Raw genomic sequence first — 22,858 nt, 5'->3', positions numbered from 1 at the left:
CTCTTCAGTTCAATTCCTGTTACTTGTTTCATCCTTGCGGATGTGTCGCTCACTCAAAGTGCTGACAAGTCATGATGAATCACGACTTACCTATTACTTAGTGTGAGACTTGATTACTTTTGCAAAGACCGCGGCACGAATGCCACAGCCCGCTCGCCATCAAGTGCCCACACTTATCGGCTGTAAATTTTTAAAGAGCATCGCGCTAACTTGACAAACCAGCTATACTAAATCTGGCTTGCTTCGTTTGCTGCGTCGCTGCATCAGCAGCAGAGAAACGAGATTATGAAGCAATCTTCTTCGTTCGTCAACAGGTTTTTTTCGCTTACCGTTTCGTTCAACCACTCAACGAAACGCGCACTGCAAAACCCGCTCACTCACCGGAAGCTCGTCACTCACTCTCCCGTCCCTGCCGCTTGCACTCGTTGAAGTCCGTGCAGCAGAGGAACGAGATATTAGGACGAGAACCGCGTCTTGGCAAGCGTTTTCTTCGCCGGATTCATCAAGGGGTCATGTCGACCCGCCGACCGGCCTGTCCTGGGAAGGCGTTACCCTGCTTTGCGTTAAAAATTGAACGGAGCCGGCTGACGCAAGGGCTGCACGCGCACCCGCCCAGCCGCCTCCCCCGCCCGACCCGTGACCTTCAGGGGAATCAGCGTCGGATGGTAGTCGCCACACCTGTCGCGGCGTTGCCTCAATTCGTCAGGCCTCAACACGCCTCCCTGCATCCGGGTCCCGGAGCTGGTGCGACTATGCACGCCGTGTCTGCCTGGGCCTGAATGACGCGCGGCTGAGACAGGCCGCTCGCAGTCGCCTCCGCCCCACCTCCCGTGCCCTATCCGAAATCGGACTTTTCCCCGAGATCTCGGGCTTTTTTCCAAGTTAACTGTGCATTCGTACAGCTTTCTGCGAATATAGTCGTCCTGGATAGAAATACAGCAGAGCGCGCCTGTCGCGCCCGCATTGATGGCGTCGAATCGAGCACACCACGTAACCGGCTGGGCGGCCGGAGTCATTGCCGCCGCGATCGTCCACAAGGCCGGCGCGGCAGGCCCCTGGCAGATATGGACGGCCTTGAGTTTCATCGCGGCAGTGGCGGGCGGCACCGCGCCCGACTGGCTCGAAGTGGCATGGTGGTCGCGCAAGCGGCGCCTATGGATCACCCACCGCACGCTGACCCATTGGGGCCTCGGCTGGATCGGCCTGGCGGTCTATACCTATCGCCACCTCGGACAGCACCCACTCGCAGCGCTCGGGCTTGGATTCGCGTGCGGCGGCATCATGCACCTGCTCGCCGATTGGCCAAACCCCTTAGGGGTGCCTTGGCTGCTGGGCAGACATTCGCTGAATTGGTGGAACAGCGGCCGTTGCGACATTGCGGTAGTGGCATTGGCTTGGCTAGCCGCGTTCGCTGTATTCGATCATGCGTGGCTGCACGACGTGCATAACGATCGGGTGGTGCGGATGTTCCGCGCGATGCAGTCGTCAAGCTGACCCCCGCGCGGTCGCGAGCATCAGGTGCGCGGACGCCGGCGTGCCTGTTGCGCGAACAGCGCGATGCCGAGGCCGACGAGCCCGCTTGCCGCCAGCCAGGTGGTCGCGCGAGACTCATGGACCGCGCGCGTATAGGCACTGCTTTCGAGGACGAAGCCGTTCTTGCCAGATCGTTCCTGCAACGGGGCCGTGCTGGCATACAGCGAGTCGTCCTGGGTCTCCCGCGGTTTGGAGGTCAGTTGCATCCGCGCGCCAATCCGTTTCATCAACGCGTCGTATGTGCTCGGCGCCTGGCGCCCAGCAATCGAGAAGGCGCGCGATGCGCCGCCCACGTAGATATCGCGCTGCGGCCGTTCGGCGGCTTCGAGGATGGCACGGGCCACCACTTCGGGCGCATACACTGGCGCCGGCAGTTTCGGCTCGACGTCGAGATAGTTCTTTGCATGCGCGACGAACATCGTATCGATGCCGGCCGGCTTGATCAGCGTCACCGATACCGGCGCGTTCTCTGCCAACAGTTCCATTCGTAACGCGTCGGTATAGCCTTTCACCGCATGCTTCGACGCGCAGTACACGCCTTGCAGCGGCACGGCGATATCGGACAGCTCGCTGCCGAGGTTGATGATCGCGCCGCCCCGCGCCTTCAGGTGCCTTGCGGCAATGCGGGCCCCCTGCACGGTGCCCCAGAAGTTCGTGTCGAACAACCGCCGCTGATCGTCAAGGGAAACATCTTCCAGCTTGCCGTAAATCGACACGCCGGCATTGTTGATCCACGTATCAAAGCCGCCGAAACGGTCGATTGCCTGTTGGGCCGCAGTTTCCAACTGGTCGCTGTCGCCCACGTCCGCTACCGCGAACGCGGCGTTCCCACCGGCTGCATTCAGCTCGTCCGCCAGCGATTGCAGCGCAGCGCTGTCTCGCGCGATCAGGAACAGCCGTGCGCCGCGTCGGCTCGCCATGCGCGCCGTGACGAGACCAATGCCGCTGCTCGCGCCCGTGATGACGATTGTCTGTTGGTCGATAGGCTTCAGCTTCATCATCGCTCCTTGTGCTCAACTGCGTTTCGCCGGCCCGGTCGGACTGGCACCGAATGAATCGCGTGCAAGCGATTCATTCAGCAAACCGCGTTCCGGGAGAACCGGGGATCAGCCCGACACGCGCTTCGACGGACGACGGACGACGGACGACGGCCGGCGTGCCCTGCGTCATCCGGCGCCTACGTGTCCATGGCAGCCAGGGCGCCTCGCACACACTACGATAGGCAAACGGCTGGCGACTCCGACACAAACCATCCGACACAAACCATCCGACACGAACCCTCCGCGCCTCGCCGCGCTGATCCGCGTCTCTCCACGCCCAGTCGGCAGGCCCGTGCCGCCGCGACCGAAACGCATCGCAGCCGCGACAATTGCCGTCGTCCGGCCGCATGCTAGACTCGCCTCATGAAGGATTCGGGCCTTTTCAGACTGTTTCTCGTGCTGTGCCTGATAGGCAGCACGCTGCTCGCCGTAGCCGCCGCGCCAGCGGCTTTCCGCGCGAGTCGGCACGAGCATCGCGTCGATTCCGCCGCCCACGTGCGAACCCGGGTGCTTGCGGCGGCAGCGGCGACCAGGTTGACTGCAAGGTCCGATCGCATGGCGCATGCGATGCGCACGGGTGATCCCCAGCAGACCGTTGCAATCCCGCAGAGGCGGGCCTTGCCGATGGCGGCCATGGTGCGGATGGCTGCGCTCGCGTCCACCGCAAGCGCAGCCGGCGGCGATCAGCAAGACTGCTGTGCGGAGCATGATGCGGGGCCAATGCCGTCGCACAGCTCAGGCTGCGGCGCGTGCACTGCCAACGGCATACCTCAGTGCGCTTCTCAGCCCGCTTCTCAGCCCGCTTCTCAATGCGCTTCCCAGTGCGCTTCTCAGTGCATCCCTCACATTGCACTATCGGCCGCGGCCGCCCCTTTGCCACCCGTGCAGCGGCTCGTCCGACCCTCCCCGCGCCATTCGCCCGACACCCATCCAGCCGGTCCGCTGCCCGAGCGCCTCGACCGCCCTCCTCGCACGCGCTTCATCTGACATTGCCGACCCGTCGGTCGGCTGGCGGCGGCCATCGCGCTGCCCATGTCCGTTCTGGCGTCGTGCGCTGACTCAAGCCAGCGCACGACCGCCCGACTGCGGCGCCCACGGGCGCCAATGGAGCAATCATGTCGAACCCCTTTCCCAGGCGGGCGCCCTTGCGCGCCGCGCCGGATGCGTCGCGGCGCCGCTTTGTTACCGGCATCTCGGCGGTAAGCAGCGCCGTACTCCTTGGTCTTGGCAGTCGCGCTGCCCTGGCTGGCGAACGCCCGCCAGCCCTTGATCCGAGTCAGCCAGCCGCGGCATCGCCGGGCATTGTCGGACCGTCGCCTCAGGCGGATTCGCCCAGCCATCTAGAAATCGCGATGCAGCCGGTCAACTTCACCGGGCGCCCCGCCCGAGCGATCGCCGTGAACGGCAGCACTCCCGGCCCCACGCTGTACTGGAAGCAAGGCCAGACCGTTGAGATCAGCGTCTCGAACCAATTGTCCGATGCTTCATCGATCCACTGGCACGGGATCCTGCTGCCCTATCAGATGGACGGCGTGCCCGGCATCAGCTTCGGCGGCATTGGCGCAGGCACACATTTCACCTACCGTTTCCCGGTGCGGCAGGCCGGGACCTACTGGTATCACAGTCACAGCGGCATGCAGGAACAGCAGGGGCTGTATGGCGCGATCGTGATCGAGCCGGCCGACGGCGAGACGCCTGCCGTCGATCGTGACCATGTCCTGCTGCTGAGCGACTGGAGTGACGAATCACCAGCGGCCATCCTGAGACACCTGCGCCAATCGAGCGACTACTACAACGACCAGCAGCCGACCGTGAGTCAGTTCATGCGCGATGCCCGCGCCAATGGACTGCGCAACGCCCTCGGCACGCGTCGCATGTGGAACCGCATGCGCATGAGTCCGGTGGACTTCTCCGACGTGTCCGCGGCGACCTACACCTACCTGGTCAACGGCCGCACGCCCGACGACAATTGGACCGGCATTGCGCGCAAGGGCGAGCGCGTTCGGCTGCGGCTGATCAACGGTTCGGCGGAGACCTATTTCGATCTGCGCATCCCCGGACTGAAAATGACCGTCGTCGCAGCAGACGGTCAAGCGGTCCGCCCGGTTGACGTGGAGGAGATACGGCTCGCGGTTGCGGAAACGTACGACGTCATCGTCACCCTGCCCGATGCGCGTGCCTACACCGTGTTCGCGCAGTCGATGGACCGTAGCGGTTACGCCCGCGCAACGCTGGCGCCCGAGCCCGGCATGGTGGCAGCCGTGCCGGCGCTGGATCCCAAGACCTGGTTGTCGATGGCGGACATGGGGGACATGGGGATGGATCACGGCGACATGGCGCACGGCAGTGGCAGCCCGATGGCGCACGCGGGCATGCAACGCGCCAAGATGGTGGACGACGGAAGCATGGACGGCGCGGTCGCGGCCCGCGATGGCAATGGCAACGACAGCCGCAGCCACAGTCCCGGCCGCGATGGGCGCATGCCCAGCCGACCGATCGAGAGACACGTCCACCAGGCACCCGGTCACCTCGGCGCGGCAGTGCCTGGCACAGCGTCGATCATTGCCGGCGATGACCACGCCCACGGCGTCACGCATGCAGCGCACGGGACGCCGCAGCCAGTGGACGCGGCCACTGGCACAGCGATACCCGCAGAGCTGGGCACGCATCGGCACGGCGCGGCGCAAAGCGCGTCGTCGTCGTCATCGTCATCGTCGTCGTCATCGTCATCGGCGTCGGTCGACATGCGCGTTGCCCACCCGTCCCGCGCGCTCGACGACCCGGGCCCGCGCCTGCGAGGCAATGGCCGTCGCGTGCTCACCTACGCGGACTTGCACACGCTCGGCGGCCCGCTCGACGGGCGTGCACCCGACCGTGAGATCGTCCTGCGCCTGACCGGCAATATGGCGCGTTTCATCTGGGGCTTCGACGGGATCAAGTTCAGCGACGCGGCGCCGATCCGCTTCATGCCAGGCGAGCGGTTGCGGATCGTGTTGGTCAACGACACGATGATGAATCATCCGATCCATCTTCACGGCATGTTCAGCGAACTCGAAGACGAGTCGGGACAGTTTCTGGTGCGCAAGCACACGATCAACGTGCAGCCCGCCAAGCAGGTTGCGTTTTGTGTCACCGCAACGGAGCCTGGGCAATGGGCGTTTCACTGCCATCTGCTGTATCACATGGAAAGCGGCATGATGCGCAAGGTGGTGGTCGCATGAAACGCCAACCTTCGCTTCGCAACAGACAAGCCCAGCGAGACGCGCAACGTTACCGTCCGGTCGCAAACGGCTGGCTCTCACCGATCGTTGCGCTGCTCTGCATGCTCGGCGCCCCGCTGTCAGACGCCAATGCCAAGCCCGCGACGCCGGCGAACAACTCGGCCGTGCCCGCCGAGATGTCCGCGGGCGATTCGCCAAGCCGCTCGACGAGCGCTGCTCACGTCCATCGCGACAACGCGCAGTCGCGCGGTGCGCGGATCGATGAAGCCCGCGGGGACCACCAAAACCACGGACCCCATGCGATGCATCCGACCCGTATGAGCCACGCGAGCGGCGCAGAGCATCACGGCGCTGCGAGCGGCGTCGTACCCACCGCCCCCATCACAGATATAGCACAAGGGCAGTCCGACGAGGACGCGGCATCGACGGTCGGAGCCGCCGATCCGCAGCGCGCCGGCGATATGCGCGCCGCGTTGGCCGCCAATCGCATCCTGCCGGGCAACGCGCCGCCGGCGGCATTCGCGGATCCGTCGACCGGCGTCGAGTTCCCCGGCGCGGACATGCACGACATGTCGCCACGCAGCCGTTTCCTCGCCGACCGACTCGAATACGTGCAGGGACGCCGGCCCGAAGGCGCCTGGGATGTCGAGGCCTACATCGGCGGCGATCTCGACCGGCTGGTGTTGCGCAGCGAAGGGGAAGCCAACCGTGACGGCAGTGACGGTCGGATCGAGCTGCTGTATTCCCGTGCGATCTCGGCGTTCTGGAACACCGAACTCGGTGTGCGGCACGATTTCGGCAGCGGGCCGAACCGCCAGTGGCTGGCGGTCGGCGTTGCCGGCACCGCACCATACTGGATCGAAACGCAGCTCACCGCGTATGCGGGTCCGGCTGGCCGGACGGCGCTGCATGCGATGGTCGAACACGACGCGCGTCTGACACAGCGATTGATCCTCACGCCGCGCCTGGAAGCAATGGCCTACGGCCGCGCCGATCCGGCGCGCGAGCGCGGTGCGGGGCTATCGGATCTGTCCGCCGCCGTTCGTCTCCGATACGACATCGACAAACGCTTCGCGCCTTACATCGGTTTCGAAATGGTGTCGCGTTTCGGACAGACGGCACGGTGGGCGCGGCAGGCCGGCGAGCGCGCCATCGATCCCCGCCTAGTCGTGGGGGTGCGCTTCTGGTTCTGAGCCGTACGGCCAGCGTCGATACGGCAGCGACGCGGCGCCGATACCACCGAGGCGCGCACCATCCGGCTCACCGAGCGCTTCGCCAGTGATGAAAGCACATCGCCCCTCGCAGCGACGAACGCTGAGAGGGGCGATGACGACGCCAAGCACACTGAACTGAGGCAGCGCAGCCGACCCGACTCGTACGGTCAGGTCAGCCGACGCCGCGGCGGCATGCGCCGCCGGCAGTGCTCAACTGCTCGGACAATCAAGCGGCAGTGACACCTTCCAGCAGGCGAACATTGTCGCCGCCGATCTCGATCTTGCGCGGCTTGAGCGCTTCGGGCACCTCACGCACCAGCGAAATGCTGAGCAGCCCGTTTTCGAGTTGCGCCGACACCACCTTGAGATGATCGGCCAGTTGGAAGCGGTGTTCGAAGTCGCGCTCGGCGATGCCGCGATGCAGGAAGGTCGTGTTCGCGTCATCCTTCTTGCGGCGTCCGACGATCTTCAAGGTGTCGCGCTCGGTCTCGATTTCCAGTTCCGAACGATCGAAGCCGGCAACGGCCATGGTGATCCGATACTGGTTTTCTTCGACGAGTTCGATGTTGTACGGCGGATAGCTGGGCTGTGCGTCGTCGAGCAGACGAGCCAGACGGTCGAAGCCGATGGCCGAACGGTAGAGCGGGCTGAAATCAAAAGTACGCATGATCGTATCCTCGAAAAACAAGCGATAAGGTTGGCAGGCCTCCTCCGTTGAGCACCTGCTGATACCGAGATAGGCGCCAAGCCGTCCGTTTCAAGAGCGGCGATGCATATTTTTTCGAGGATCTGCACTGCGCGGCAGGCTGTCGCCGCGTGCCGGTCGGCGCGCGCTTTAGCGCGCCTTGGACCCAGCGCATTAGACCCAGCGCATTGGACGCAGCGCATTGGACGCAGCGCATTGACTGCGGAAAACCGCCGCGCGGCCGCGCCCGACGCTGGCCGGCCTACAGCATCTCCGGACGGAAATGGCTGCGCCGGCTGATGACCTTGCCCGCCACCATGAACACGCCGTCGCCGGTGTAATGCAGCGTCGCCGGGTGTGCCGGCGATACGGCGGCATGCGCCGCCACCACTTCAAGCATGAAGAAGTCGTAGCGGTCGATCAATGCGCGGTCGGCAATGCGGCACTCGAAACTGGCGACGCAATCGTCAAGCAACGGCGCTGCCACCTTGGAAGCCGCACGACGCGTCAGGCCGAAGCGTTCGAACTTGTCGACCGACGCGCCCGAACAATTGCCGATCCCGACCACCTCATCGACGATGTCGCGGGTCGGCAGGTTGATCACGCATTGACCACTGCGCGCGATCATCTCGTGACTGTGGTTGCCGCGCGCGATGACGCAGCCCAGCAGCGACGGGGAGAACTCCATCACGAGGTGCCAGCCCATCGTCATCACATTGTCCTGGCCCGCATGGCGGGAGGTGAGCAACACGATGGGACCGGGCTCCAGGTAGCGGCGGACGTTCGCGACGGGGAACGGCACCTTTTCGTAGCGCCTGCGGCTCATCGCCCGCTTTCCTCGGTGGCCCCGTCCTCCTCCTGCGAGGTCGGCGCGACGCGCTTGCGAGATGCGACCGTGCCGCCCCCCGCGCGTCTGCCGACCCATCCGGCCCGCACGTCGTTCGTCGCGTCGCCAGCTTCCGAGCCGCTGCCGCTTCCGTGCGCAGCGGACGAGCGGTCCAGCACGGGCCGTAGCGCCACGCCCGTATGGCTCGCGGGCGTGGCGACCAGATGCTCGGGCTCGCCAGCCGCGACGATGCGCCCGCCGCCGGTGCCGCCTTCCGGTCCCAGGTCGATCACCCAGTCCGCTTCGGCCACCACGTCGAGGTCGTGCTCGATCACCAGCACGCTGTGCCCGCCATCGGTCAAACGATGCAGCACCTCAATCAACCTCGCGACGTCGGCCATGTGCAGGCCGACCGTCGGCTCGTCGAGCACGTACAGGGTGTGCGGCGCCTTCTGCCCGCGCCGCGTGACGTCGTCCCGTACCTTGGACAGCTCCGTAACCAGCTTGATGCGCTGCGCCTCGCCGCCCGACAACGTCGGCGAAGGCTGACCCAAGGTCAGGTAGCCCAGGCCCACGTCCTTCATCAGTTGCAACGGATGCGCAATCGCACTCATCGACGCAAAGAACTCGACGGCCTCGTCGACCTCCATCGTCAGCACGTCGCCGATATTGCGACCGCGCCAAGTAACGGCCAGCGTTTCGGGATTGAAGCGCTGGCCATGGCACACGTCGCACGGCACCTTGACGTCGGGCAGGAAGCTCATGCCGATGGTGCGCACGCCCTGCCCCTCGCACGCGGGACAGCGCCCTTGCCCCGTGTTGAACGAGAAGCGCGACGCGGTGTATCCGCGAGCCCGCGACTCCAGCGTGTCCGCGAACAGCTTGCGTATCGTGTCCCACACGCCGATGTAGGTGGCCGGACAGGAGCGCGGCGTCTTGCCGATCGGTGTCTGGTCGACCTCCAGCACGCGGTCGATGGCGCCCCACCCGTCCATCGACGCACAACCCTTCCAGACCGGCGTGAACGAGACGGCGGTGCGCGGCGTCTCGCGCGCGAGTACGCTGTTGCGACGCGCGCGTTGATCGGCCTCGCGATCGGCGGAGTCGGCGGCCTGCGCCGCCTGCCGGGCACGACGCGCGGCTGGCGACGACAATACCGATCGTCCCACCACGTCGAGCAGATTGGTCATCAGGACGTCGCGCGCCAGCGTCGACTTGCCCGAGCCGCTGACACCGGTGATGGCGACAAGCCGCCCGAGCGGAATCCGTGCCGTCACGTGGTCGAGATTGTGCAACGTCGCATCATGCACGGTCAGCCACTGCGCCGGCACGGCAGCCTCACCGTCCGCGCCCGCCAGACGGACGGTCCGGCGGGGCTGCAGCGGATGCACCAGCGGGTGCGCCAGGAAACGGCCCGTCAACGAGTCAGCGGCGGCGGTCAGGTCCGACACGGTGCCCTGCGCGACGAGGCGGCCACCGCGCTTGCCCGCGCCGGCACCGATATCGATGATGTGATCGGCACGCCGTATCGTGTCCTCGTCGTGCTCGACGACCACCAGCGTGTTGCCCTTGTCGTTCAGCGAACGCAGCGCATCGAGCAGGATGCGATTGTCGCGCGGATGCAGACCGATGGTCGGCTCGTCCAGCACGTAGCACACGCCTTGCAGGTTGCTGCCGAGCTGCGCGGCCAGACGGATGCGCTGCGCCTCGCCGCCCGACAGGCTGGGCGCCGCACGCTCCAGTGTCAGGTAGCCGAGGCCGACCTCTTCCATGAATTCGAGGCGGCTGCGAATCTCGGCGAGCAGGTCGCGCGCGATCAACGCTTCGCGCCCATCGAGCACCACGCCGTCGACCCACGCCCGTGCCTCGTTGACCGTGAGACGGCCGACGTCTGCGATCGCCCGCTCGTCGAAGCGCACCGCCAGCGCGACCGGGTTCAGACGAGCGCCGTGACAATCCGGACACGGCGTGTCGACGAGGTCTTCAGGCTCCTGCTGCTCCGACGGCAGCGACTGCTCGCGGCCGCGATTGTCCTCGGCCAGCAAGGTGTCGTCGAAGGCGTCGCGCTGCGCGCGCGTCAGCGCGATGCCGGTCCCGACGCAGCTGCCGCACCAGCCGTGCTTGCTGTTGTACGAGAAGAGCCTCGGGTCGAGTTCCGGGTAACTGGTGCCGCATACCGGGCAGGCGCGCTGCGTCGAGAACACGGTGACGCCGCCGATGCGCGCGGTCGGCTTGCCAGCGGCCATCGCGATATCCAGACCGTCGAGCGGCGCAAGCAAATGCATCATGCCGCGGCCCGACTCGAGCGCTTCGGCTAGCTTCTGCCGCACCAGCGCCTCGTTCTCCGGTTCGATGACCAGGTCCGCTACCGGCAGCTCGATCGTGTGTTCCTTGAAGCGGTCCAGCTTGGGCCACGGATCGACGCTGCGGAATTCCCCGTCCACGCGCAGGTGCGTTGCCCCGCGCGCCTTCGCCCATTTCGCGAGGTCGGTGTAGATGCCCTTGCGGTTGACGACCAGCGGCGCGAGCATGCCCACATGCTGCCCCCGGTAGTCGCGCATCACCCGTGCGACGATCGCGTCCACGCTCTGCGAGGTCACCGGGGCGCCATCGTGTACGCAGTGCTGCACGCCCAACTTCACGTACAGCAGCCGCAGGAAGTGCCACACTTCGGTCGCCGTCGCCACCGTGCTCTTGCGTCCGCCGCGCGACAGACGCTGCTCGATCGCCACCGTCGGCGGAATGCCGAACACCGCGTCGACTTCCGGTCGGCCCGCAGGCTGGACGATCGACCGGGCGTAGGCGTTCAGCGATTCGAGATAACGCCGCTGCCCCTCGTGGAACAGGATGTCGAAGGCCAGCGTCGATTTGCCCGAGCCAGACACGCCAGTGATCACGTTGAACTTGCCGTGCGGAATCTCGACATCCACCGACTTCAGATTGTGCTCGCGCGCGTTGACGATCTGGATCGCCTCCGAGCGCGCGCGCTGGCGCGCCCGCACGACATGCTGGAGCGGCACGCCCTCCTCGGCGCCGTTTCCCGTCCGGTCTGTGGCCGGGTCGGCCACTCCATCAACGCCCCGATCGGCGGCCTCGTCCGCGGCCTGGCCGCGCGCCGTCCGGTTCGCGTCACGAGCCGCGCCTTCGCGCAGCGGCGCGGCGCGCGTGGTACCGCCCCCGGAGCCGCCTGACTCGCTGCCTACCGATTGTTCGTACTGCGCCAGCGCCATGCCGGTGTACGAACCGGCGCAGGCCGCGACCTCTTCCGGCGTGCCTTCGCAGACCAGCTGTCCACCGCCCTCGCCGCCATCTGGCCCGAGATCGATGACCCAGTCGGCCGCGCGGATCACATCCAGGTTGTGTTCGATCACGAACAGGGAATGACCGTGCTCGAGCAAGCGCCCGAACGCGCGCATCAGCTTGGCGATATCGTCGAAGTGCAAGCCTGTCGTCGGCTCGTCGAGCATGAACAGGCGCACCGGCTGCTTGCTTTCCTTGCCCTTGCCGCGTCCCCGGCCGGACTCCGCGGCCTCGGCCAGATAGCCAGCCAACTTGAGCCGTTGCGCTTCGCCACCGGACAGCGTCGGCACCGGCTGGCCCAGTTTCACATATTCGAGCCCGACGTCGACGATCGGCTGCAAACGGCGGCAGACCTCGCCGTCATCGGCAAACAGGCCAACGGCTTCGCTGACCGTGAGTTCAAGCACGTCCGCGACGTTCAGCACGCGAGTGGCACCGCCGGGATCGACGCGCGAGATATGCACTTCAAGCAGTTCGCTGCGATAACGCCGGCCATCGCAATCCGGACAGCGCAGATACACATCGCTCAGGAACTGCATCTCCACATGCTCGAAGCCCGAGCCGCCACAGGTCGGACACCGTCCGTCGCCGGAGTTGAAGCTGAACATGCCGGCACCGTAGTCGCGCTGCTGCGCGAGCGGCGCCTTGGCGAACAATTTCCGGATCTCGTCGAATGCGCCGACATAGCTTGCCGGATTGGAGCGAGCGGTCTTGCCGATCGGCGACTGATCGACAAAGACCACGTCGTCCAGCCGCTCGACGCCCTCGATCGCCGAATGCGCGCCTGGCGTGTCGCTGGCCTTGCCGAAATGGCGCGCCAGCGCGGGATACAGTACGTCTTGCAGCAAGGTGGACTTGCCCGAGCCCGAGACACCCGTCAGACACACCAGGCGCTCGAGCGGGAAAGCGACGGTGAGGTCGCGCAGATTGTGCTCGGCCGCACCCACCAGCCGCAGCCGGGGTGTGTTCGCATCGACCGCGCGACATTGCCAGTCCGCGGCGTCCGCGACGCGCCGTCGCCCGGCCAGGTAGTCGCCGGTCAACGTGTCGGCGCGGCGCAGCGCCTCGGTGTCGCCGTCGAACACGATGGTGCCGCCGCGTTCGCCCGGCCCCGGACCGATGTCGATCACCCGGTCGGCGGCCAGCATGACGGCGGGATCGTGTTCGACCACGACCAGTGTATTGCCCGCGTCGCGCAGCCGATGCATCGCGCCCACGATGCGGTCGATATCGCGCGGGTGCAGGCCGATACTCGGCTCGTCGAGCACGAACAGCGTGTTGACCAGCGACGTGCCCAGCGCGGTGGTCAAGTTGATGCGCTGCACTTCGCCGCCCGACAGGGTACGGCTTTGCCGGTCCAGCGTCAGGTAGTCCAGTCCGACGTCGCACAGATAGCCGATGCGGTTGCGCACCTCGACCAGCAGCAGGCGTAACGCGTCGTCCAGCATCGCGCTTGGCAGCGTGAGCAGTTCGAAGAAGCGTCGCAGCTTGCCGATCGGCATCAGCATCAGGTCGTGCAGCGTCAGGCCCGGCATCGACTCCAACAGCTCGCGCGACCATGTCACGCCCTCGGGCATGAAGCGCGCGGCCGGCGGCAGCACTGCGTCCGCCTGCTCCTTGCTGCCGAGCCGCCACTGCAGCGATTCGGTCTTCAGCCGCGCGCCGCCGCAAGTGCCGCAGGTGGTATAGCTGCGGTACTTCGACAGCAGCACGCGGATGTGCATCTTGTAGGCCTTCGATTCGAGATAATCGAAGAAGCGCCGCACACCGTACCATTTCTTCTGCCCGCGCGGCTTGTAGTCCGGCGCGCCGTCGATCACCCAGTCGCGTTCCGTGTCCGTCAGCTCGCTCCAGGGCACGCCGAGGCGAATCCCGTCGGCGCGCGCGTAGCGCAGCAGATCGTCGTGGTTTTCCTTCCAGGCGGGGGTCTGCATCGTCTTGACCGCCCCGTCCCGCAGCGTCTTGCGCGCGTCCGGAACGACCAGACCGAGGTCGACGCCGATCACCCGGCCGAAACCGCGGCAGGCTTCACATGCGCCATACGCCGAATTGAACGAAAACAGGGCCGGCTGCGGCGGCGCATAGCGCAGGTCGCTGTCGGGATCGTGCAAGCCGGTCGAAAAGCGCCAGATCGTCGGCGCCGCAGCAGCGGCACCCTCGGCGGCGTCGGCTTCAGGCAGGACGTAGACATCGAGCCGCCCGCTGCCGCGCTTCAGACCGGACTCGATCGCCTCCAGCGCGCGCGTCTTCTCGACGTTGCGGAGCCGGAAACGATCGGCGACGACATCGAGTACCTTGCGCTCGCCATCCGGCCCGGCCACGGTCCGCTCCGCCTGCACCCGGGTGTAGCCGCTCGCGGACAGCCATTGCTCGATCTCGGCGGGGCTGGCGGTGCCCGGCAGCTCCACCGGAAAAGTGATCGCGATGCGCGGATCAGCCGTCTCGGTGCGGGACAGCAGCGTCGCGTAGATGGTCTCGGGGGTATCCTGCCTGACCAAAGCGCCGGTCTCGCGGTCGAACAGTTGCGCGGCCCGCGCATAGAGCAGTTTCAAATGGTCGTTGAGCTCGGCCATCGTGCCGACCGTCGAGCGCGAGCTGCGCACCGGGTTGGTCTGGTCCATCGCGATCGCCGGCGGCACGCCGTCGACGCGGTCGACCTGCGGCCGGTCCATGCGGTCGAGGAACTGCCGTGCATAGGCGCTGAACGTTTCGACGTAGCGGCGCTGCCCTTCCGCATAAAGCGTGTCGAACACCAGACTGGACTTGCCTGAGCCGGACGGACCGGTGACGACCGTCAACTCACCGGTCTGCAGGTCGAGATCCAGATTTTTCAGATTGTGCTGTCGCGCGCCGCGGATGCGAATGACGCCAGATGACATTGATGAGTCCTGTGAGCAGTGCCGGCGAAGGCCGGACATGAGACGTTGCAGCGTTGGGCCTGCCAGCGCGCGGTCGCAGGCGGTGCTGCACGAAGCGCGCCAGCATGCGACGGCTGCGCATTCGCACGCCGTGACCCACGTCCGCCACAGATGAGGTCGAACGCGCGCTTTTCAAACGCCATCGGTCGTGGAAGCCGGGGCGATTCGCTTGGCCCGATCCAGCGCAAGCCGCGCGTGAAGGCCCCGATGCCGGACGCGCGCCGCATGACAGGCACGCGTGTCGCGTGGGCGCGATCGGCTGGTCGGGCTGGTCGGGCTGGTCGGGCTGGTCGGGCTGGCCGGGCTGGCCGGGCTGGCCGGGCTGGCCGGGCTGGTCGGGCTGGTCGGGCTGGCCGGGCTGGCCGGGCTGTCGGGCTGTCGGGCTGTCGGGCTGGCCGGGCTGGCCGGGCTGTCGGGCTGGCCGGTATGGCGCTTGCATCGACAAACAGTCTGGCGTCCAACGCAGTCAGCGGCGACGCTTTTCCTTCACGGAGTTCATACGAATGATCCACGAACGCCCGTTCGGCGCCACCGGTCGACGCCTGCCGGTCATCGGCCAAGGCACCTGGAATCTGGAGCGCGCCCCGCGACGCGAGGCGCTCGCCTCGCTGCGGCGAGGCATCGAGCTGGGCCTCAATCATATCGACAGCGCTGAAATGTACGGCAATGGCGCTGCCGAGGCACTGGTTGGCGAGGCGATCGCGGGACGGCGTGATGATGTCTTCTTGGTCTCGAAGGTACTGCCGTCGAACGCAAGCGCTGCGAGCGTCGTCACCGCCTGCGAGCGGTCGTTGCGGCACCTCGGCACCGACCACCTCGATTGTTATCTATTGCATTGGCGAGGCGCGGTGCCGCTGGCGGACACGTTCGAGGCCTTCGAGCGGCTACGCGAAGCAGGCAAGATCCTGTCCTATGGCGTCAGCAATTTCGACATGGCAGACCTCGAAGAGGCATTCGCCCTGGTCGGCCCCGGTCGCATCGCATGCAATCAAGTGCTCTACCACCTGCGCGAGCGCGCCATCGAACATGCGGTGCTGCCATGGTGCGCCCGCCACGATGTCGCGGTGGTCGCATACAGCCCGTTCGGACAGGACGGCTTCCCGGCGCCGCACACTGTGCAAGGACAGGCGTTACGGGACGTTGCGGACGCATGCCGCGCAACGCCCCGTCAGGTCGCACTGGCCTTTCTGACGCGCGAACCGGCCGTCTTTGCCATTCCGAAAGCCGGCTCGGTCGCCCATGTCGAGGAAAACGCCGTGACCGTCGATCTGGACGCAGCCGCGGTCGCGCGTCTTGAGGAAGCGTTTCCGCGTGGCGCCGCGCCCGACAGCCTGCCGATGCTGTAGGCGCCGCGCTGGAGCGAAGAGGTGTGTCCGATGCCAGCGCGCGAAGACCACGCGGCGCTCCCTGGCGATCCGTGGACAGTATCCCGCTGGCAGTTCACGGTGACGCTCCTCGGTGACGCTGCTCGGCAGTACGTCAAGAAAGCACCTCGGGGCAGCACTACATGGCAGCACTTCACAGCAGCACTTCACAGCAGCACTTCACAGCAGCACTTCACGGCGGCACTTCACGGCGGCACTTCACGGGAGCACTTCGGGGTGGCCCTTCGGGCGCTCGGAAGCGGCTTTGGATTTAGCGCTTCCGGGACTGACGCGGGCGGGCCACGTTGCAAGCGCTTCCCGGGCCTTTCACGCCCGACCTCCTGCCGCGCGCCGGCTTGTCGGCTGAACAGCCGGTGTTCAGTCGTCGCTTCGTTCGGCGCGCTCGGAAGACAGCGCGCTGGCATGGAAAAGCAAACGCTCCAGTAACGCGTCGAACACGCGCCGTTCGCCGGCATCCAGTGGATTCAGCAGCCGGTCGCGATGCATCGTCGCGATCGACAGCACGCGCGGGTAACACCGCTCGCCAGCGGCGCTCAACGCGACCTGTATCGCCCGCGCGTCGGCCGGGTCGCGCGCCGAGCTGAGCAGCCCTTTCTTGAGCAGGCTTTCGACCGCCCGGCTCGCCTTGCTCTTTTCCAGGTTGGCGCGGCGCCCGACATCCATGATGCGCATTGCGCCAAAATGCCCGAGCGCCGCAACGGCACGCGCCTCGCCCAGGTCGAGCCCGGTCTGCGCCCGATAATCAGCGGCGATCGCTGTGTCGAACAAGCGGTTCAACAGGTGCAGTCGGTAAGTGGTGAAGGCCGACAGGTCCGGCCGCTGCCCATCCATCCGCGTCTCCCAATCAATCGGGCATTCTAGGCCAGGCCGGACGCGCCGCCTATCGCATTTCGCCTATGTCATGGTGCACAGCCGGGACGGTCCGCGGCGCTCGGCCGCCCGCTCATCCCGACGCGCTCGACCGCACGCGCTGCCCTCAGAGCCGGACGCTCACGTCGACGTCGTCGCCTTCGCTTGACACCAGCACGCGCCCGTCGTTTTCCCGGAAGGTCAGCGAGACGGTGGCCTGGCCGAGCTGCAGGCCGCCGATGTGTAGCCGCTCGATGCCTGGCGGCAACATCGGCCGCTCGATCAAGATCCGCTGCGCGACACCGTCGAGCTTGATGCCCAGGCACGCCTCCAACAGCATGAAAGGCGCCCCGCTTGCCCACGCCTGCGGCAGACACGCCACCGGATAGGCGGTCGGGCTCTGCCCGCGGCCTCGCGCGAAACCACAGAACAATTCGGGCAGGCGCATTTCGAAACCGACCGCCGCTTCGTGCATCGCCCCCAGCAGGCGCGCCGCTTGACGCTTGTCGCCATAGCGCGCGAGACCGCGCGCGCAGAGCGCCGTGTCGTGCGGCCAGACCGAGCCGTTGTGATACGACATCGGATTGAAACGCGGTTCGCCGGCGGCCAACGTCCGGATGCCCCAGCCACTGTCGAAAGCCGGCGACGTCAGCACCGTTGCGACGGCGGCGCCGCGCGTGGCATCCGGCAGACCGAAGGCGAGCAGATGGCCGGCGTTGGATGCCCTGACCCGGCAAAGCGCGCCCTGCCCGTCCACCGCGATGCCGTAGAAGCCGGCTTCCGGCATCCAGAACATGGTCTCGATGCGCTCGCGCAGTGTCGCGGCACGCGCCGCGCAGTCGCGCGCGAAGGCGGCTGCCTCGGCGCCGTCCGCTGCGCCGGCATCGCGGGTCGCGGCGAGCCGCGCCATCGTTTCCAGCGCGACGCAGGCATAGCCCTGCACCTCGATCAACGCGATCGGGCCGTCGGGGAAGCGGCCTTCGGCATCGAACACCGAATCGCCGCTGTCCTTCCAACCCTGGTTGGCCAGCCCGCTCGCCGCCCCGCGGGCGTACGACAGAAGGCCGAAGCGGTTGCGGTCGCAAGCGCGTGCAATCCACTGCGTCGCACGCCGCAGCGCCGGCCACAACGTGTCGATCAACTCGCGGTCGCCGGTCCGGTCGAAATAGGCGCCGGCCAATACGATGAAGAGCGGCGTCGAGTCCACTCCGCCGTAATACATCCTGAACGGCACTTCGCCGGTCGCCGCCATCTCGCCCTTGCGAGTCTCATGCATGATCTTGCCGACTTCCGCATCACGGAATGCAGAGTCTTCCCTGGCCTGCGTCGAGGCCAAAAAGGACAGCACGCCGCGCGCCAACTCCGGCTGCAGCCACAGGGTCTGCAACGCCGTGATGATGCCGTCCCGGCCGAATGGCGTGGAAAACCACGGGATGCCCGCATACGGATAGGGACCGGTCGGCAGATTGGTGGTGAGCAAGGACAGATCCGCGCTGGCCCGCGCGAGCCAACCGTTGAACAACGGATTGGCGGTCCTGACCGTCGCTTGCGACCGGACGCGGCGACGCGCCAGCCGGTAGCTGGCCAGCATTGCGGCGCGCATTGCATCCCGCCCGCAGGCCGGCGGCGCGTCCGGTTCCAGATCGGGCAGCGGCGACGCGTCGGCCTCGTCCGCGGAACGCGCACACTCGTCGACGGTGACCGAAAAATAGAGCGTCTTGGTCGCGCGTGGCGCGAGCGTCACCCGATACGATGCCAGGCCCGGCCGCAACATGTCGGGCGTCGGCCCGAACGCAAAGCGGACCCGGCGCTGCACGCCGTCGAGTCCGACATAGGCGAGCCGCGCGACGCAGCCGTCGGCACGCGCGGGCAACAACCGTCCCCGCCGCGCCCGCTCGGCACCCCGCACTTCGAACATGTCCCGAAAGTCGCTGTCGAAGACCATGGCCAGTGGCAATTCCAGCGTCGTAGTGCCGTAATTGGTGATGGTGATCGATTCGTGCAGGGTCGCATCGCCCAGCACACGATTGCGCGCAATGTGAAGCACGCCCTGGTCCGGTGCCTGGTCGCCGAGCGAGGGCAGTCGGCGATTGGTCAGATGCGCCGTGAAGACCGTATTGCTCGCGTTCACCCCGCCGGACAACAGCGACAGCGGACGTCCTGCGATGGTCAGCATCAAGCGGGACACGACCCGCGTGTCGTTGACGAAGAAGCCATCGTCGCGACCGTGTATGTCGCCGAGCGCATCGTTCACGATGAACGTGTCGCCCGACTTCAGGACCGACTCGCGTACCGTCGCCGCCGACTCGGTGACCGCAAGCACGCCCTCGGCGCCGTCGGCATCACTGTCCTGCGTGGCCTGCAGCGGACCGGCGTCGATTACTGCGCTCGCCGGCGTGCCTGGCGCCGTCCGCGAGTCGCTGGTCACGCGCGCTGCCTCGGTGGCTTCTGCCTGCCCGTCGGCGTCGCGACGCTCGTCTTCGTACCCCATCTTTCCCCCTCTGGTCCAGATGCACCGGCCGTCGCGCGCAACCGACGACCGCGCCGGGCGACCGCGCTCGGCTCCTTCTACCTTACACCGATCCGCGACCGTTCAAGTACTGCCAGTCTGGCGTGTCGGTCCGCCCGGCCACACCTGGCCGTTTGGACTGGCGAGGCGAAGCCGGCGCTGCGTTACCATACGGAATCGCATGGCAATCGCATGGCAATCGCGTGGCAATAGCGTGGGAATCGCTGGGCAAGCGTATCGGAAGCCCGGCCGAATCCCTGGCAGACCGGGCAGGCGCGGCGGCCAGACGCGCTGGCGGCACGTCGGCTGGCGCCGGTCGGACGCATCGGAGCGCAGTGGCAGGGAACGAGACGTCCCGCCACTGCGCGGATGCCGCGGATGCCGCGGCCGACGCAGGACCCGGCCGTGGCGCGCTCATGCACCCTGCCGACGCGCGTTGGCGCATCGCAAGAAGACGGAAACGGTGGCACGACAGTGACGGAACAAGCACCAGAAGCAATCGAGGCGACGAACGCGCCTGCGCGACCGCAGGGCGCGGGCGCGGCGAAAGCGGCGCTCACGCCGATGATGCAGCAGTACTTCAAGATCAAGGACGCGCATCCGGACACGCTTGTGTTCTACCGGATGGGCGATTTCTACGAGCTGTTCTTCGAAGACGCGAAGAAGGCCGCGCGGCTGCTGGACGTCACGTTGACGCAACGGGGAACGCTGAACGGACAACCGATTCCGATGTGCGGGGTGCCGCACCATGCGGTCGAGCAGCACCTTGCCAAGCTCGTCAAGATCGGCGAGTCGGCCGCGATCTGCGAGCAGATCGGCGACCCGGCCACCTCGAAGGGTCCGGTCGAACGCAAGGTGGTGCGCATCGTCACGCCCGGCACGCTCACCGATGCGGCGCTGCTCGCGGAACGCCATGACGTATACCTGCTGTCGCTCGCACCCCGGCGGGGCAAACGCGGCAATCTGTTGGGCTATGGACTTGCCTGGCTCAGCCTGACCAACGGGGCGTTGCGTCTGGCTGAAATCGACACGCGCGCGCTGGCGTCGACGCTGGAACGCATCCGTCCCGCCGAAACACTGCTGCCGGACGATCCCCAACTTGACGACATCGTCGCGCATAGTGCCAACCTGGGTGCGATCGCGCGCCTGCCGGTCTGGCACTTCGAGCCGTCAAGCGGTCACGAGCGGCTGTGCCAGCAACTGAAGGTGGCGAACCTGACGGCGTTCGGCGCCGAGCAGCTGGGCGGTGCGTGCGGCGCGGCCGGCGCGTTGCTGCGCTATGCCGCGGCCACGCAGGGGCAACAGCTGCGCCATGTGCTCTCACTGCGGGTCGACGTCGACAGCGACTACATCGGTCTCGACCCGGCAACGCGTCGCAACCTGGAATTGACGGAAACGCTGCGCGGCCAGAGTGCGCCGACGCTGCTCTCCGAACTGGACAGTTGCCAGAGCGCGATGGGCAGCCGATTGCTTCGGCACTGGCTGCATCACGTGCCGCGCGATCCGTCGACCGGCCGCCATCGGCACCAGGCCATCGACACGCTGCTCGACCATGCCTGCGGTGCCACGCTGGACGCGCTGCGCGCGGGTCTGCGACGCATCGCCGACATCGAGCGCATCACTGCCCGACTCGCGCTTGGCACTGCGCGGCCGCGCGACCTGTCCTGCCTGCGCGACACGCTGGCCGCTCTCCCGGCACTGCATCCGCAACTCGACGGTGTCGCGCTCGCTTCGCCGCTGCTTGGTCAACTGCGCGACGGCCTGTCGGTACCGAACGACGCACTGACGCTGCTGCAGCGGGCGGTGGCCTCAGAACCCGCGGTGCAGCTTCGGGATGGGGGCGTGATCGCGACAGGCTTCGACGCCGAGCTCGACGAATTGCGCGATCTGTCGAGCAACTGTTCACAGTTTCTGCTCGATCTCGAAGTCCGTGAACGCGCCCGCACCGGCATCACGACGCTGCGCGTGGAATACAACCGCGTACACGGCTTCTATATCGAGGTAACGCGCGCGCAGGCCGACAAGGTTCCCGAAGATTACCGGCGTCGGCAGACGCTGAAGAACGCCGAACGCTACATCACGCCCGAACTGAAAGCCTTCGAGGACAAGGCGCTGTCGGCGCAGGAGCGCGCGCTGGCGCGCGAGCGCATGCTGTACGACACGCTGCTGCAGGCTTTGCTGCCGGCGATACCGGACTGTCAGCGAATTGCCGCCGCACTGGCCGAACTGGACGTCCTGGCGGCCCTGGCCGAGCGCGCGTCGACGCTCGGATGGACCGCACCGTCGCTGGACGACACGCCTGGAATCGACATCAAGGCGGGTCGTCACGCGGTGGTCGAACGGCAGATCGAGAACTTCGTCGCCAACGACTGCCGGCTCGACAACGGGCGCCGCATGCTGCTGGTGACCGGTCCGAACATGGGCGGCAAGTCGACGTTCATGCGCCAAACCGCGTTGATCGTGCTGCTGGCCTATCTGGGCAGCTACGTGCCGGCCGACGCCGCGCGCATCGGTCCGGTGGATCGCATCTTCACGCGGATCGGCGCGGCTGACGATCTCGCCGGCGGACGCTCGACCTTCATGGTCGAGATGACCGAGGCAGCGACCATCCTGAACGAGTCCACCGAATCCAGTCTGGTCCTGATGGACGAAATCGGGCGCGGCACTTCGACCTTCGATGGCCTTGCACTGGCGTGGGCGATCGCACGTCACTTGCTGACCCGTAACCGTTGCTTCTGCCTGTTTGCCACGCACTACTTTGAACTGACCCGCCTGCCGCAGACGTTCGAGCAGGCGGCCAACGTCCATCTCAGCGCGGTCGAGCATCAGGACGGCATCGTGTTCCTGCATACCGTCGACGAAGGACCGGCAAGCCAGAGCTACGGCCTGCAAGTCGCGCAATTGGCGGGCGTGCCCCCGGCCGTGATACGACAGGCAAGGCGTCAGTTGAGCGAACTCGAGATGCGTTCGCAAGGCGCGCCTTCGCCGCAGATGGATCTGTTCGGTCAAGACGCCAGCGCGGCGGACGACGGCGACAGCACCGACAATGCGGCGCACCACGTCTCGGAAGCGTTGCACCACGGTGACGAGACGACGCGCGGCGGCGAGCGGGCGGCCGAGCGAAACGGTACGTCCTCGGTTGTGCCTGCGGCAGTGGCGCCGGCTGGGCAAGCCGCGCTCGTATCCGCGGGCACTGCGTCTCACCCCGTCATCGAGCGACTGCGCGCCATCGACGTTGATGACCTGCGTCCGCGCGACGCGTTGGACCTGCTCTACACCCTACGTGCACTGGCCGACGGCGACGCTGGCTTGGCACCACGCAAGGACACGCGCGACGACGCGCGCCACAGCGCTCCCGAGACGGCGGCGAACTGACGC

The 22,858-nt window shown here is 66.7% G+C and carries 10 protein-coding genes and 1 pseudogene; 5 read left to right on the top strand and 6 right to left on the bottom strand.

Translation table 11 applies throughout. The features are described from left to right. Positions 1-966: 966 nt before the first annotated feature. Positions 967-1,494: a metal-dependent hydrolase gene (locus BLU54_RS13530; protein WP_091909200.1), complete on the top strand. Its 528-nt coding sequence runs from the start codon at positions 967-969 to the stop codon at positions 1,492-1,494. A 20-nt stretch (positions 1,495-1,514) separates the two neighbouring features. Here the strand turns inward: BLU54_RS13530 and BLU54_RS13525 are convergent, their stop codons facing one another. Continuing rightward, the gene (locus BLU54_RS13525; RefSeq protein WP_235837951.1) at positions 1,515-2,531 is read right to left on the bottom strand and encodes an SDR family oxidoreductase; all 1,017 of its coding nucleotides are present in this window, start codon (positions 2,529-2,531) and stop codon (positions 1,515-1,517) included. 1,157 nt (positions 2,532-3,688) lie between these two features. Here BLU54_RS13525 and BLU54_RS13520 point away from each other — a divergent pair. Together BLU54_RS13520 and BLU54_RS13515 are read left to right on the top strand one after the other, a co-directional pair. After that, a complete protein-coding gene (locus tag BLU54_RS13520; protein ID WP_091909195.1) occupies positions 3,689-5,794 on the top strand; it encodes a copper resistance system multicopper oxidase in 2,106 nt (701 codons plus the stop codon). After that, positions 5,791-6,987, top strand: a complete 1,197-nt coding sequence (locus BLU54_RS13515; protein WP_170845150.1) for a copper resistance protein B — start codon at positions 5,791-5,793, stop codon at positions 6,985-6,987. Before BLU54_RS13520 ends, BLU54_RS13515 begins: the two co-directional genes overlap by 4 nt. A gap of 247 nt (positions 6,988-7,234) precedes the next feature. Here the strand turns inward: BLU54_RS13515 and BLU54_RS13510 are convergent, their stop codons facing one another. The 3 genes and pseudogenes from BLU54_RS13510 to uvrA form a co-directional block, all read right to left on the bottom strand. Next, positions 7,235-7,675, bottom strand: coding sequence for an Hsp20 family protein (locus BLU54_RS13510; protein ID WP_091909188.1), 441 nt, complete (start codon positions 7,673-7,675; stop codon positions 7,235-7,237). A 280-nt stretch (positions 7,676-7,955) separates the two neighbouring features. Then, positions 7,956-8,519 (bottom strand): flavin reductase family protein, encoded by a 564-nt coding sequence (locus tag BLU54_RS13505; protein WP_091909185.1) that lies wholly within the window; start codon positions 8,517-8,519, stop codon positions 7,956-7,958. A gap of 167 nt (positions 8,520-8,686) precedes the next feature. Further along, a pseudogene (gene uvrA, locus BLU54_RS24240) lies at positions 8,687-14,698 on the bottom strand (excinuclease ABC subunit UvrA); the annotation flags it as partial. 542 nt (positions 14,699-15,240) lie between these two features. Here uvrA and BLU54_RS13495 point away from each other — a divergent pair. Beyond that, positions 15,241-16,083 carry an aldo/keto reductase gene (locus BLU54_RS13495; protein WP_211435353.1) on the top strand — a complete coding sequence of 281 codons (843 nt, stop codon included), beginning with the start codon at positions 15,241-15,243 and terminating at the stop codon, positions 16,081-16,083. A gap of 396 nt (positions 16,084-16,479) precedes the next feature. Here BLU54_RS13495 and BLU54_RS13490 read toward each other — a convergent pair whose 3' ends face one another. Next, positions 16,480-16,953 carry a MarR family winged helix-turn-helix transcriptional regulator gene (locus BLU54_RS13490; protein WP_091909178.1) on the bottom strand — a complete coding sequence of 158 codons (474 nt, stop codon included), beginning with the start codon at positions 16,951-16,953 and terminating at the stop codon, positions 16,480-16,482. 145 nt (positions 16,954-17,098) lie between these two features. Continuing rightward, on the bottom strand, positions 17,099-19,462 hold the full coding sequence (locus tag BLU54_RS13485) for an amylo-alpha-1,6-glucosidase (RefSeq protein ID WP_091909176.1): 2,364 nt from the start codon (positions 19,460-19,462) through the stop codon (positions 17,099-17,101). A 582-nt stretch (positions 19,463-20,044) separates the two neighbouring features. Between BLU54_RS13485 and mutS the strand changes: the two genes are divergently transcribed. Then, entirely contained in the window at positions 20,045-22,855 is a 2,811-nt protein-coding gene (gene mutS / locus BLU54_RS13480; protein WP_091909255.1) for a DNA mismatch repair protein MutS, read from the top strand. Positions 22,856-22,858: the final 3 nt, after the last annotated feature.

This window comes from Chitinasiproducens palmae (assembly GCF_900095735.1).
GTDB classification, from domain to species: Bacteria; Pseudomonadota; Gammaproteobacteria; order Burkholderiales; family Burkholderiaceae; genus Chitinasiproducens; species Chitinasiproducens palmae.
This window is presented reverse-complemented; position numbering and strand designations above follow the sequence as displayed.

What these genes read in the sequence shown, in the direction of transcription:
- BLU54_RS13530 (WP_091909200.1), top strand. Translation starts at nt 967, where the DNA reads ATGGCGTCGAATCGAGCACACCACGTAACCGGCTGGGCGGCCGGAGTC.
- BLU54_RS13525 (WP_235837951.1), bottom strand. Translation starts at nt 2,531, where the DNA reads ATGAAGCTGAAGCCTATCGACCAACAGACAATCGTCATCACGGGCGCG.
- BLU54_RS13520 (WP_091909195.1), top strand. Translation starts at nt 3,689, where the DNA reads ATGTCGAACCCCTTTCCCAGGCGGGCGCCCTTGCGCGCCGCGCCGGAT.
- BLU54_RS13515 (WP_170845150.1), top strand. Translation starts at nt 5,791, where the DNA reads ATGAAACGCCAACCTTCGCTTCGCAACAGACAAGCCCAGCGAGACGCG.
- BLU54_RS13510 (WP_091909188.1), bottom strand. Translation starts at nt 7,675, where the DNA reads ATGCGTACTTTTGATTTCAGCCCGCTCTACCGTTCGGCCATCGGCTTC.
- BLU54_RS13505 (WP_091909185.1), bottom strand. Translation starts at nt 8,519, where the DNA reads ATGAGCCGCAGGCGCTACGAAAAGGTGCCGTTCCCCGTCGCGAACGTC.
- BLU54_RS13495 (WP_211435353.1), top strand. Translation starts at nt 15,241, where the DNA reads ATGATCCACGAACGCCCGTTCGGCGCCACCGGTCGACGCCTGCCGGTC.
- BLU54_RS13490 (WP_091909178.1), bottom strand. Translation starts at nt 16,953, where the DNA reads ATGGATGGGCAGCGGCCGGACCTGTCGGCCTTCACCACTTACCGACTG.
- BLU54_RS13485 (WP_091909176.1), bottom strand. Translation starts at nt 19,462, where the DNA reads ATGGGGTACGAAGACGAGCGTCGCGACGCCGACGGGCAGGCAGAAGCC.
- mutS (WP_091909255.1), top strand. Translation starts at nt 20,045, where the DNA reads ATGATGCAGCAGTACTTCAAGATCAAGGACGCGCATCCGGACACGCTT.